The organism is Blastococcus sp. SYSU D00695 (assembly GCF_054050555.1).
This window is the reverse complement of the sequence record NZ_JBJGZP010000019.1, coordinates 41822-53822: the sequence shown is the minus strand read 5'-3', so window position 1 is coordinate 53822 and position 12001 is coordinate 41822. Positions and strand designations below refer to the sequence as shown.

Sequence of the window (12001 nt, the reverse complement as noted above, 5' to 3'; positions counted from 1 at the left end):
GGCGGCCGCGGCCGCCGCGGTCTCAGGAGGCGGGCTCCAGCTCCCCCACCCGCTCGGTCAGGCGGGGGGCGACCTCCGTGCCCAGCAGCTCCAGGTGCCGGCGGAAGGCGGTCGGCTCGGTGTGGAAGTCGTAGTTGTAGGCCAGCAGCGTGCCGAACCCGCCGCAGCGCTCGTACTCCACCGCCAGCTTCTCCACGACCGTGTCCACCGAGCCGACGATCCACCGGTTGCGGGCGACGTACTCGAGGTCGATGTCCTCGGCGCGGGTGCCCTCGGGCAGCCGCATCTTGATCAGCTCCAGGTTGTGCGGGATCACCCAGTCCTCCTGGTGACGGCGCAGCTGGGGCGACGTGGCCAGCTCGAAGGCCTCCTCGTCCGTGTCGGCGACGATCACGTCGCGCACCACGCGCCAGTCGCGGCGGTCGGGGGTGACGCCGGTGCTCGCGGCGCCCTCCTCGTAGACCTCCCAGTGGCCGGCGAGGTACTCGTCGGTCATCGCGATGCTCAGCGGGATGTCCCCGCGGGTGCCGGCCTTCTTCACCGTCGACGAACGCGGGGAGAACGCCGCCAGCGCCACGCGCGGCCCGCCCTCCTGGTAGGGACGCCAGTGGTTGCCCAGCAGCAGCGGGTTGTCCACCGAGGGGATGTCGGCACCGAAGTACTTGCCCTCGATGACCTCGGCCTCGCCGGTGTTGGCCCAGATGCGACGGATGAGGTCCTGGGCCTCCTCCAGCATCTCGTGGTTCTGCGCCGGCAGCTCGGTGCGGAACAGCTGGGCGTCGGTCGGGTAGGCACCGGCGCCGAACCCGACGATCAGGCGGCCGCGGGTGATGTGGTCCAGCGCCATCAGCCGGTAGGCCAGCGCCACCGGGTTGTGGTAGGGCAACAGGTTCGCGGCCGTGCCCAGCTTCAGCCTCGTCGTCTCGCGCGCCAGCGCCGCGATGTGCAGCTCGGGGGAGCTCCAGCGCTCGTAGCCCTCGGTGAAGTGCTCGGAGAACCAGGCCTCGGCGATGCCGTACTCCTCGGCCCAGCGCGCGACCTGCACGTCCCACTCGAAGCCGTCGGCGGGCGCTGTCTCGGGCAGCGTGTGGGCGTAGAAGAGACCGATGTCCATCGAGACCTCCGGGGACTCGTCAGGAGGGGCGGCGGCGCCGGGGCGACCCGCCGCGGGACGGGTGGCACCCCGTCGTCGTGGAACGACCCTCGCAACAGCAGCCTCCCCGGCATCGTGCGCCCGTGCCAACGGGTTGGTGGCCGGCGACATCCCGCTCCCCCGCTGCCCCACCGCGGACAGGGCCCGGCCGCGCTGCCGCGCGCGCCGGGCCCTGCCGCCGTGACTGCCGCTCCCGCGGTCCCTGCCGTCAGCCCCGCCTGCGGACCGACGGCACGATCCGCACGGCCAGCAGCCCGGCGAGCACCAGGAGGACCGCGGCGATCACCGACGTCGACTGCATGGCCTCGGTGAAGGCCTCGCGCGCCTGGTCCAGGAGCCCCGCGGCGCCGGCGTCGGCGCCCAGGACGTGGCTCCCCGTGGCGAGCGACTCCTCGACCGCCTCCCGGGCGCCCTCCGGGACGCCGGACAGGTCCGGCAGCGCGGACCGGTAGAGGACGGCGTGCAGGCTACCCAGCAGGGCGATGCCCAGGGCGACACCGAGCTCGTAGGACATCTCCGAGATCGCCGAGGCCGCCCCCGCCCGCTCGCGGGGCACCGTGCTGAGGATCGCGTCGGTCGACGCGGTGAAGGCGATCCCCAGACCGAGACCGACCAGCGCCAGGGCGACGCCGAGCCACAGGTAGCCCTCGGCCCCCTCGGCGACCGCCAGCAGGCCGAGGCCCGCGGCCGCGACCAGCAGCGAGGAGCCCAGGGCCCGCCCGACACCCAGGCGCGTGATCACCCAGACGGCGATGGCCGCGACCACCATGGCCGCCAGCGTGACCGGGAGCTCGCGCAGCCCGGACTGCAGCGGGGAGAAGCCGCGCACGAGCTGCAGGTACTGGGAGAAGAAGAACAGCAGTCCGCTGAACGCGAAGATCGCGATGAGGCTGACCGCGACCGTGCCGCTGAAGGCCGGCCGCGCGAAGAGCGTCACGTCGACCAGCGGGTCCGGGAGCCGGCGCTGCCGCCGCACGAAGACGACGCCGGCGACGACGCCCAGCAGGGCGGAGACGAGGGCGGCGAGGTCGACCCCGTCGGCGGCGGAGTGCTTGACCGCCCACACCAGCGGCACGATGGTCGCGACCGACAGCAGCGCGCTGAGCAGGTCGAAGCGCCCCGGGGCGGGGTTGCGCGACTCGGGCACCAGCCAGGCCACGGCCACCAGGACGACGGCCATCACCGGCAGGTTGATGACGAAGACCGAGCCCCACCAGAAGTGCTCGAGCAGCAGGCCGCCGACCAGCGGCCCGAGCGCCGCACCGCCGGCGGTGCCGGCCGACCAGATCGCGATCGCGCGGGTGCGCTGGGAGTCGTCCGGGAACAGCGACCGCACGATCGACAGCGTCGAGGGCATGAGCGTCGCCCCGGCCACGCCCAGCGCGACCCGGGCGGCGATCAGCCAGCCCGCGGTGGGGGCGAGCGCGGCCAGCAGCGAGGCGGCACCGAAGGCGGCGACGCCGATCAGGAGCAGGCGCTTGCGGCCGATCCGGTCGGCGAGCGTGCCCATCGTGATGAGCAGGCCGGCGAGGGCGAAGGAGTAGGCGTCGCCGATCCACAGGACCTGGCTGCTGGTGGCGCCGAGATCGGCGGTGAGGGAGGGGACGGCCAGGGCCAGGACCGTCCCGTCGACGGCGAGGAGGGTGACCGCCAGGGTCAGGGCCGCGAGGGCCGCCCAGGCGCGGCGACCCGCCCGTGCCGGGACCTCCGCCGTCCCGTCGACCGGGGTGCGCTGAGGGGAGGAAGTGCTCACAGGAGTACTGTACCTACCAGTTGGTCGGTTGTGCCTACCATTTGGTCGGTGACAGCAGTCACCCGCCACCCGGCGGGGGGAAGAGGAGGTCCAGCGTGCAGGGTCAGGTGCGGGATCCGGCGCGGACGCGCCGCGCGGTGCTCGACGCGGCGGCGGCCGCGGTCGCCGCCCAGGGAGCCGGGGTGAGCCTGGACGTCGTCGCCCGGCAGGCCGGGGTGTCCAAGGCCGGCCTGCTGCACCACTTCCCCACCCGCAACCAGTTGCTGCTGGCGGTGGCGACGGACCTCGTCGAGCACTTCCGGGCCGCCGTCGAGGCCGCCGCGGACCCCCGCGACCACGCCGCGGGACGGATCGTGCGCGCGTACGTCAACGCCACCTTCGACGCGCTCGCGGACCAGAGCCCGGCCTCGGACTACGTCGTCCTGACCGCGGTGCTCGCGCCGGTCCCGTGGGTGCAGGCGCTCCTCGCCGAGGACCGGCAGCGGTGGGACCGGCTCTTCGCCGACGACGGCCTGCACCCCGACCGGGTCGTCGTCATCACCCGGGCCGCGGACGGGGCCTCCGTCGCGCACCTCTACGAGGGCGGCGTCGACGCGGCACAGCTGGGCCGCACGCGGGAGCTGCTGCTGTCGCTCACCCGCGGCACGGGCCCGCTGCCGTCGTCCTGACGGCGCGGGCCCGGCCGACGGCGGGCCCCGAGGTCCGGACCCGCGCCTCTCAGGTGGCAGTCGGGAGGAAGGAGCGGGCGAAGGTCACGACGTGCCCGACCTCCGCCATGTAGTACGGGGCCAGCCCCTGGCGGAAGGTGAAAGCCGCGCAGTGCACCATGCCGAGGTTGAGCAGGCCCACCGCGGGGACACCGGCGGCCGTGAGCCGTCGCTGGTAGGCGACGCCCTCGTCGCGCAGGGGGTCGAGCTCGTCGACCACGACGACGTGCGGGGGCAGACCGGTCAGCTCCTCCACCGTCGCGTTCAGCGGCCAGGCCAGCGGCTCCCCCGCGTGCCGGCCACCCGGGTCGTACGCCTCGGCCAGCATCTCGAACTCCGCGGCGTCGCCGATCAGGTAGCCCTCGTTCTCCCGGCGGGAGGGCAGCTCACGAGGCAGCCGCTCCTCGTCCCGGCCCGCCTCCCGGGCGATCAGGGGGGCGTGGACGTGGACGCCGTCGACGGCGTGCAGCAGGCCGTCCCGCTTGGCCCGCAGCGCCGTCGCGAGGGCGAGGTTCCCACCGCCGGACTCCCCCTGCAGCACGACGGCACCGATGCCGAGCTCGTCCCGGTGGTCGTGCACCCACGACAGCGCCGCGATGCAGTCGTCGAGCGTGGCCGGGAAGGGGTGGGCCCCCTCGGGGGTCCAGGCGTTGCGGAAGTCCACCTGGACGACGACCGCGCCGGCCGCAGCCAGGTCGGTGCACCACTGTTCGTGGATCCGGTTCCAGGTCGAGGCGAAGACCATCGCCCCACCGTGCAGGTAGACCACGCACGGGAGGACGCCGTCGACGCCCTCGGGGCGCGTGATGCCGAGCTCCACCTCGCGGCCGTCGGACGTGGGCACGGTGCGCCGGGTCCGGGAGACGCGCACGTGCTCGTCGCCGGGCAGTTCGAGCGGGATCTGCGCGGCCAGCTGCTCGTACTGCTCGTGCAGCCGGGCCGCCACCTCGGCGACGGTGTCGGCGGTCGCAGGACCGGACACCGCCGGGCCCCGGTTCGCCTCCCCCAGCCCGAACTGCAGCAGCACCGGCCGCAGCACGCCGTCGGTCCGTGGGTCGGTACCCGGCCCGAGCCCGGGGTCGCCCAGCCGTCCGGGCGCGGTGGCGAGGTCCTTCGGCGTGCTCATCACGGTTCCTCCTGCGGCGCAGTGTGCACGGGTTGGGAGTGCCGGCCCGCCGCTGCTCAGGCGTCGGCCGGCAGCAGGGAGCGGGCGAAGGACACGACGTCACGGACCTGCGCCATGTAGTACGGGGCCAGCGCCTGGCGGAAGGTGAACGCCCCGCAGTGCACCATGCCCAGCTCGACGCGCCCGAGCGCCGGCACGCCCGCGGCCGTGAGGCGCCGCTGGTAGGCGATGCCCTCGTCGCGCAGCGGGTCCAGCTCGTCGACCACGACGACGTGCGGCGGCAGGCCGGCCAGGTCCTCCACCGTCGCGTTCAGCGGCCACGCCAGCGGCTCCTGGGCGTGCCGGCCACCCGGGTCGTAGGCCTCCGCCTGGACCTCGAACTCCGCCGCGTCGCTGATGAGGTAGCCCTCGTTCTCCCGGCGGGAGGGCAGCTCTCGCCGCACCCGCTCCTCGTCCCACCCCTTCTCGCGCATGATCAGGGGGGCGTGGGCGTGCACGCCGTCGATGGCGTCCAGCAGCCCCTCGCGCTTGGCCCGCAGCGCCGTCGCGATCGCGAGGTTGCCGCCGCCGGACTCCCCCTGCAGCACGACCGAGCCGATGCCGAGCTCCGCCCGGTGGTCGTGCACCCAGCTCAGCGCGGCGATGCAGTCGTCGAGCGCGGCCGGGAAGGGGTGGAAGCCCTCGGGGGTCCAGGCGTTGCGGAAGTCCACCTGGACGACGACCGCGCCGGCCGCGGCCAGGTCGGTGCACCACTGCTGGTGGATCCGGTTCCAGGTCCAGGCGAACACCAGCTCGCCGCCGTGCAGGTAGACCACGCACGGGAGGACGCCGTCGACGCCCTCGGGGCGCGTGATGCCGAGCTCGAGCTCGCGGCCGTCCGGGGTGATCACGCACCGCCGGCTGCGGACGACCCGCACCCGCTCGTCGCCGGGCAGCTCCAGCGGGATCTGCGCGGCCAGCTGCTCGTACTGCTCGTGGAGGGTGCGGGCCACGTCGGCGACCTGCTCGGGGAGGACGGGCCCGTCCGGGGCCTCCGACCGCGTCGCCTCTCCCACGCCGAAGGCGAGCAGAAGCGGCCTGAGCAGGCCGTCGGTCCGCGGGTCGGTGCCGGGCCCCAGCCCGGGGTCGCCGAGGCGTCCCGGCGCGGTGGCGGGTTCCTGCGGCGTGCTCATCCCGTTCCTCCTGCGGTGCGGCCTGCTGGATGGGGTCGGGGGGGGGGGGGGGGGGGGGGGGGGGGGGGGGGGGGGGGGGGGGGGGGGGGGGGGGGGGGGGGGGGGGGGGGGGGGGGGGGGGGGGGGGGGGGGGGGGGGCGGGCCGCGCCCCCCCCCCCCCCCCCCCCCGGGCGCCGCGCCACCGGGGTCCCCGGCGGCGCGGCGGTCGTTCTCAGACCAGGCGGCCGGACTCCCGGTCGCCCGCCTCGGCGCGCGCCTCGGCCTCGGTGAGGGGCACGAGGACGCCGTTCTCGTCCTGGTCACCGATCCGCTCGTACACGTCGGGCCGGCGGACCTTGAGCCAGCGGGCGTACCCGATCCCGGCGACGGCCACGAGCACGATGACGCCGATGCCGATCGTCCCGCGCTCGGCGGTGCTGAACAGCGAGTCCCGGTGGCTGACCGCCAGGAAGAGGATGACCAGCATGCCCGCCAGGGACACCCCGGGTGCCCCCAGGCGCTTCCACGGGGAGATCCGCAGGCCCCGGTTCTCGGCGCGGGCGAAGAACACCAGCGTGGCCAGCGCGGTCCCCGCGAAGAGGGCGACCATGGCGAAGCTCGACAGGCCGTACTCGATCTTGTAGGCGAGCACCGAGTCCATGCCCAGCACGGCCGGCCCGAGAGCGAGCACGAGCACCACCCCGGCGACGGCCACCGCCGCGACGAGCGGCGAGCGGAAGCGCGGGTGCACGGTGCCCAGCCGGCGCGGGAAGACCCCGTCCCGGGCGAGGGCGAAGGTGTACCGGGCGGCGATGCCGTGGATGGCCAGCAGTGCGGCGATCGCGCTGGTGAAGGCCAGCACGTACCCGAGGGCCTTGAGGAAGGTGCCGACGTACAGGCCGAGGCTGGCCATGAACGACGTCGTCGGGTCGGCCGCGGTCGCCATCGCACCCTCGGTCCCGTACGCGACGAGGTAGACGTAGGAGCCGAGGCAGTAGAAGACGGCAAGGAACCCGACGGTCAGGTAGGTGGCCCGCGGGATCGTCCGGCCCGGGTCCCGGGTCTCGTCGCGGAACACCTGGATGGACTCGAAGCCACCCATGCAGGACGCGCCCCACAGCAGCGCGAAGGCCAGCGGGCCGATGGCGATCTGGTCGGTCAGGTCGACGCCGCGGCCCTCGGGGCCGCCGTCGACCACGACGAAGACGCTCCACACCGCGACGATGACCAGTTCGAGGGCCAGGGCGATGCCGAGCACCCGCACGGAGACGTCGATGTTGAACAGGCTGAGCGTCGAGATGACCACCCAGGCGGCCAGCGAGATGGCCCACCACGGGATGTCGGGTCCGCCGAGCACGTCGTGGATGAGCCTCTGGTTGCTGAACCCGAGGACGATGTAGGTCGAGGCGCCCAAGCCGAAGTAGACGACGAGGGCGACCAGCCCGCCGCCCAGTCCGGCACTGCGGCCGAGCCCCGCGGTCAGGTACGTGTAGAAGGCGCCGGGCTTCTTCATGTGCCGCGCCATCGTCACCAGGGCGACGGCGAAGACGAGGAAGAGGACCAGCACCCCGAGGTAGACGAGCGGGGTGCCGCCGCCGATGCCGCCGCCGATGACGATCGGGACGGTCGCGGCCATGACGCCCAGCGGCGCGTTGAAGGCCAGTGCGGTGAACATCAGGCCGACGGTGCCGAGGTTGCCCTCGAGACGGTCCTGCGGTCGGGCGTCGGTGCCGGGGTGGGCAGGTGCGGGTCGTGCTGTCGATGAGTGGCGGTCTGCCACGAGTGCCCCTCCGGATGGGTGGTGATGAGCCGGCGCCACGCATCGCCCGATGCCCGGCGCCGGCCGTGTCGGTCGCCGAATCGTGCGACCGGAACCGGCGGACTGATTGGCTCTCGGTGCCACGCGGTCGGGCCCCCGCGTCGCCCGCGGCTCCTCACCCCGGAGGGGCGTTGACGGGAGGCCCGCGAGGACCGACTTTATGAACGACCGTTTATCCAATCCGGAAGGCACGCCCCTGATGTCGACAGCCACGACCGCCCCGTCCGAGCTCGGCGTACCGGTCAAGGAGGGCACCCTCACCGTCGGTGGCCTGGACGTCCGGTGGTACGACTCGGTCGAGGAGCCCACGGACAAGGCGCCCGTGGTGCTGGTGCACGGCACCGGTGGGAGCACCCGCCGCCACTTCTCCTTCCTCTTCCCCATGCTCACCACCGAGCAGCGGGTCGTCTCCCTCGACCTCGCCACGCCCGAGGGCGACCCGGCGCAGGGCCCGGAGCAGCTGGCGGCCCAGGTGCTGGCCGTGCTGGACGAGGTGCTGCCCGGGCGGCAGGTCACGCTCGTCGGGTACTCCCTGGGTGCGGTCGTCGCGGCCACGGCGGCGGCCCGCAGGCCCGAGTCGATCGGCGCGCTCGTGCTGTGCGCCGGCTGGCTGAAGACCGACACGCAGCAGACCCTCCGCAACGACGTCTGGCACGCCCTGCGCTCCGACCAGGACGCCTTCGCGCGCTACCACGTCTTCTGCGCGTTCAGCCCCTCGTTCCTGGGCCTGCTCGGCCCCGACGAGCTGGGGTACATGTTCGCCAGCGCCCGCAACGACGACGACGTGGCGCAGCAGATGAAGATCAACCGGGCCGTCGACCTCTCCCGCGTCGTCCCGCACATCACCAGCCCCACGCTGGTCGTGGCGGGCACCGACGACATCATGACCCCGAAGCGGCAGGGCAAGCGCCTCTTCGGCGCCATCGAGGACGCCCGTTACACCGAGGTCACCGCCGGGCACGCGATGATCGCCGAGCGTGGCGCCGAGATCGTGCACCTCATCAACACCTTCAGCGCCCACCCCCACCGGTACCCGGCCGGCAGCGTCCTGCCGCCCCGTCGTCCCTGATCCCCCCGACCGAGGAGTGACCATGTCCACCACGTCAGTCGACAGCACTGACCCCCTGGCCGACGTCGAGGTCATCGTCGTCGGCGCAGGCTTCTCCGGCCTGGGCACCGGCATCCAGCTGCGCCGCCGCGGGATCGAGTCCTTCGTGATCCTGGAGCGCGCCGAGGACGTCGGCGGGGCCTGGCGCGACAACACCTACCCGGGTGTGGCCTGCGACGTCCCGTCCCCGCTCTACTCCTTCTCCTACCGGACCAACCCCGAGTGGTCGCGGATGTACTCCCCCGGCGCCGAGATCTGGGAGTACCTGCGCGAGACGGCCCGCGAGGAGGGCCTCGTCCCGCACATGCGCTTCGGCGCGGACATGCTGGACGCCCGCTGGGACGCGGATGCCGAGCGCTGGGTCGTGACCACGCCCCGCGGCGTCTACCGCGCCGAGATCCTCGTCTCCGCGACCGGGCACCTCACCGACGTCAAGTACCCGGACGTGCCCGGCCTCGAGTCCTTCACCGGGGACCTGTTCCACTCGGCCCGCTGGGACCACAACACGTCGCTGGCCGGTCGCCGCGTCGGCGTCATCGGCACGGGTGCCTCTGCGCTGCAGATCGTGCCCGAGATCGCCGACATCGCCTCCGAGCTCGTCGTCTTCCAGCGGTCGGCCCCCTACGTGCGGCCGCGCTACGACCGTGCCTTCAGCGACGCCGAGAAGCGTCTCTTCCGTCGTGACCAGCAGTCGATGGACGAGATGCGCGAGATGCTGTTCTGGTACAACGACTCGCGCTTCGCCGCCCGCCGCCAGGTGCCGGAGTTCCTGGCCGAGGCCCGCAGCCAGGCCCTCGACCACCTGAACGCGCAGGTGACCGACCCCGAGCTGCGCGCGCTGCTCACGCCGGACTACGAGATCGGCTGCAAGCGCGTCCTGGCGTCCGACGACTACTACCCGGCGCTGCAGAAGCCCAACGTGCGCCTGGAGCCCAGCGCCCTGGGCCGCATCGAGGGCGAGCGGGTCGTGAGCGCCGCGGGGAACGCCTACGACCTCGACGTCCTCGTCTTCGCCACCGGCTTCGAGACCTTCGACCTGCCGTCCTCGCACCGCATCACGGGCCGGCTGGGCATCGACCTCGGCGCCCACTGGGCGCACGGCATGCAGGCGTACAACTCGACCGCCGTGGCCGGGTACCCGAACTTCTTCGTGGTCAACGGGCCGGGCACCAGCCTGGGCCACAACTCCCTGATCTACATGATCGAGGCGCAGGTCGACCACGTCGTGTCCGCCATCGAGTGGCGGGCCGCGAACGGCCGCCCCGTCCTCGAGGTGAGCCGGGAGCTCGAGGACCGCTACGCCGCGCGGCTCGACGAGCTGTCGGCCGGGACCGTCATCATGCGCGGTGGCTGCACCAGCTGGTACATCGACCCGCGCAGCGGGAAGGCCACGCTGTCCTGGCCCGACTTCGCCCACCGGTTCCGCGACGAGTGCGCGGAGTTCGACCCGGCCGCCTACACGGGGCACGCGGCCGCGGCTCTCGCGTGACGACTCCCCCGCGTGATCCGCGGGGGACGGGCGTGCGGCCCGCGGGCGGAGACACCGCCCGCGGGCCGCACCTCGTTTCCGGGTCCACAGCCGCCGGCCGCGGGGTCGCGGTGGCCCGAGCGAGGGACGTCGCCGGAGTGGCCGCCGGTCCGCCGCGGGCCCGGACCGCCGAGCCGCCTCCGCCGGTGTCCCGGGACGGGCGGATCCTGCGCGGCGAGCGCACCCGCGCGCTCATCCTCGAGGCGGCGACCGACCTGTTCGGCGCGCGCAGCTTCGAGTCCGTGAGCATGAAGGACGTCGCGGCCCGGGCCGGCATCGGCGCTCCCGCGGTGTACAACCACTTCCCGTCGAAGGAGGCCGTGCTCGTCGCGGCGCTCACCGCCGGACTGGCGAGCTTCCGGGCGGAGGTGGTGGCGCTCGACGATCCGTCGGCGGCCCCCTGGGACCGGCTCGAGACGCTCGTGCGCCGGCACGTCCGCCAGCAGCTGCACTCCGGGATCGCAGACGCGGTCGACCGTCTGCTGGACGCGATGCGCGCCGGACAGCTGCTCACCGACCCGGCAGAGCGGGCGGTCGTCCAGGCGTACCTCGACGACTACCGCCGGCTGCTCGGCGAGGTCCTGGAACGCGTCAGGGCGACGACCCCCGGCACTCTCCCGGCCACGCCGGTGCTGGTGCAGGCGGTCATCGCCCTGTGCGACCGTGCCCCCGGGTGGTACCCGGACCGGGCGACGGCCGCGCGCCGGGCCGAGGAGGACTGCTGGGCGTTGGTCTCGCAGATGCTGCGCGCCCGGTAGTCCTCCCCGGCTCCGGGGTCAGCGCAGTGCGGCCGGGTTCATGTTGACGCCGGGCAGCAGCGCGTGGCCGGCGTCGACCGGGATCGCCACGCCGGTGACGACGGACGCGAGGTCCGAGTTCAGGTAGAGCGCCGTCTTCGCCGTGACCTCCGGCGGCATCGACGGCTCGGGCAGCGCGTGGTAGTGGTACCCCGCGACGAGCGCGTGCTCGAGCGTCCCCGCGCCGGGCTGGCCGGCCATCTTGTCGAGGATGTAGGGGAACTGGATCATCGCGGTGTTGATCGACCCGGGCATGATCGCGTTGCAGCGGATCCCGCACTCGGCGCCCTCGAGCGCGACGCTCTTCATCAGGCCCAGCACACCGTGCTTCGCCGCGGTGTAGTGCGTCAGCTCCTCACCGGGCTCACGACCGTTGGTCGAGGAGGTCAGGACGATCGAGCCGCCGCGCTGCTCGCGCATGTGCGGCAGCACCGCCTTGACCGACCGCCACACCCCGGTGAGGTTGACGTCGATCATGTCCTGCCACATCTCGTCGGTGATGTCCCAGATCGGGGCCATGCTGACGATGCCGGCGTTGGCGATCAGGATGTCGATCTTCCCGAACGCCTCGATGCCCTGCCGGACGGCGTCGTCCAGGTCCTCCTGCCGGCGGACGTCACCGGTCACCGCGATCGCGCGCCGGTCCAACTGCTCAACCTGGCGGACGGTCTCGTCGAGGTCCTCCTTCGACGACAGCTCGTAGGGCACCGAGTCGAACTGGGTGTCGTCGGTGTCCAGCACGATCACGTCGGCGCCCTCGCGGGCCGAGATGAGGGCGTGGGCGCGGCCCTGCCCCCGTCCGGCCCCGGTGATCAGGGCGACCTTGCCGTCGAGCAGTCCCATCTCGTTCCCTTCGTCG

The 12001-nt window shown here is 73.6% G+C and carries 10 protein-coding genes; 4 read left to right on the top strand and 6 right to left on the bottom strand.

The genetic code is table 11. The features are described 5' to 3' along the window. Positions 1–22 precede the first annotated feature (22 nt). Together ACI781_RS13550 and ACI781_RS13545 are read right to left on the bottom strand one after the other, a co-directional pair. Positions 23–1114, bottom strand: a complete 1092-nt coding sequence (locus ACI781_RS13550; RefSeq protein ID WP_456566634.1) for an LLM class flavin-dependent oxidoreductase — start codon at positions 1112–1114, stop codon at positions 23–25. Positions 1115–1361: 247 nt separating this feature from the next. Next, on the bottom strand, positions 1362–2906 hold the full coding sequence (locus tag ACI781_RS13545) for an MFS transporter (protein ID WP_456566633.1): 1545 nt from the start codon (positions 2904–2906) through the stop codon (positions 1362–1364). Between the two features lie 95 nt (positions 2907–3001). Here ACI781_RS13545 and ACI781_RS13540 point away from each other — a divergent pair, with 95 nt between their 5' ends. Then, positions 3002–3574, top strand: a complete 573-nt coding sequence (locus ACI781_RS13540) for a TetR/AcrR family transcriptional regulator (protein ID WP_456566632.1) — start codon at positions 3002–3004, stop codon at positions 3572–3574. A 49-nt stretch (positions 3575–3623) separates the two neighbouring features. Here ACI781_RS13540 and ACI781_RS13535 read toward each other — a convergent pair whose 3' ends face one another. From ACI781_RS13535 to ACI781_RS13525, 3 genes are all read right to left on the bottom strand, one after another. After that, the gene (locus ACI781_RS13535) at positions 3624–4739 is read right to left on the bottom strand and encodes an alpha/beta hydrolase fold domain-containing protein (RefSeq protein ID WP_456566631.1); all 1116 of its coding nucleotides are present in this window, start codon (positions 4737–4739) and stop codon (positions 3624–3626) included. Between the two features lie 56 nt (positions 4740–4795). Next, complete coding sequence (locus ACI781_RS13530) at positions 4796–5911, bottom strand: alpha/beta hydrolase fold domain-containing protein (RefSeq protein ID WP_456566630.1); 1116 nt, start codon at positions 5909–5911, stop codon at positions 4796–4798. Between the two features lie 211 nt (positions 5912–6122). Next, positions 6123–7565 carry an APC family permease gene (locus ACI781_RS13525; RefSeq protein WP_456566629.1) on the bottom strand — a complete coding sequence of 481 codons (1443 nt, stop codon included), beginning with the start codon at positions 7563–7565 and terminating at the stop codon, positions 6123–6125. Positions 7566–7908: 343 nt separating this feature from the next. Here ACI781_RS13525 and ACI781_RS13520 point away from each other — a divergent pair, with 343 nt between their 5' ends. The 3 genes from ACI781_RS13520 to ACI781_RS13510 all read left to right on the top strand — a co-directional run bounded on the left by ACI781_RS13520 (position 7909) and on the right by ACI781_RS13510 (position 11103). Beyond that, on the top strand, positions 7909–8778 hold the full coding sequence (locus ACI781_RS13520) for an alpha/beta fold hydrolase (RefSeq protein WP_456566628.1): 870 nt from the start codon (positions 7909–7911) through the stop codon (positions 8776–8778). Between the two features lie 22 nt (positions 8779–8800). Then, on the top strand, positions 8801–10306 hold the full coding sequence (locus ACI781_RS13515; RefSeq protein WP_456566627.1) for a flavin-containing monooxygenase: 1506 nt from the start codon (positions 8801–8803) through the stop codon (positions 10304–10306). A gap of 185 nt (positions 10307–10491) precedes the next feature. Next, entirely contained in the window at positions 10492–11103 is a 612-nt protein-coding gene (locus ACI781_RS13510) for a TetR/AcrR family transcriptional regulator (RefSeq protein ID WP_456566626.1), read from the top strand. An 18-nt stretch (positions 11104–11121) separates the two neighbouring features. Here the strand turns inward: ACI781_RS13510 and ACI781_RS13505 are convergent, their stop codons facing one another. After that, positions 11122–11985 (bottom strand): mycofactocin-coupled SDR family oxidoreductase, encoded by an 864-nt coding sequence (locus ACI781_RS13505; RefSeq protein WP_456566625.1) that lies wholly within the window; start codon positions 11983–11985, stop codon positions 11122–11124. Positions 11986–12001: the final 16 nt, after the last annotated feature.

Excerpts from the sequence above, each read along its gene's own strand:
- ACI781_RS13550 (WP_456566634.1), bottom strand. The coding sequence starts at position 1,114 with ATGGACATCGGTCTCTTCTACGCCCACACGCTGCCCGAGACAGCGCCC.
- ACI781_RS13535 (WP_456566631.1), bottom strand. The coding sequence starts at position 4,739 with ATGAGCACGCCGAAGGACCTCGCCACCGCGCCCGGACGGCTGGGCGAC.
- ACI781_RS13530 (WP_456566630.1), bottom strand. The coding sequence starts at position 5,911 with ATGAGCACGCCGCAGGAACCCGCCACCGCGCCGGGACGCCTCGGCGAC.
- ACI781_RS13525 (WP_456566629.1), bottom strand. The coding sequence starts at position 7,565 with ATGTTCACCGCACTGGCCTTCAACGCGCCGCTGGGCGTCATGGCCGCG.
- ACI781_RS13520 (WP_456566628.1), top strand. The coding sequence starts at position 7,909 with ATGTCGACAGCCACGACCGCCCCGTCCGAGCTCGGCGTACCGGTCAAG.
- ACI781_RS13515 (WP_456566627.1), top strand. The coding sequence starts at position 8,801 with ATGTCCACCACGTCAGTCGACAGCACTGACCCCCTGGCCGACGTCGAG.
- ACI781_RS13505 (WP_456566625.1), bottom strand. The coding sequence starts at position 11,985 with ATGGGACTGCTCGACGGCAAGGTCGCCCTGATCACCGGGGCCGGACGG.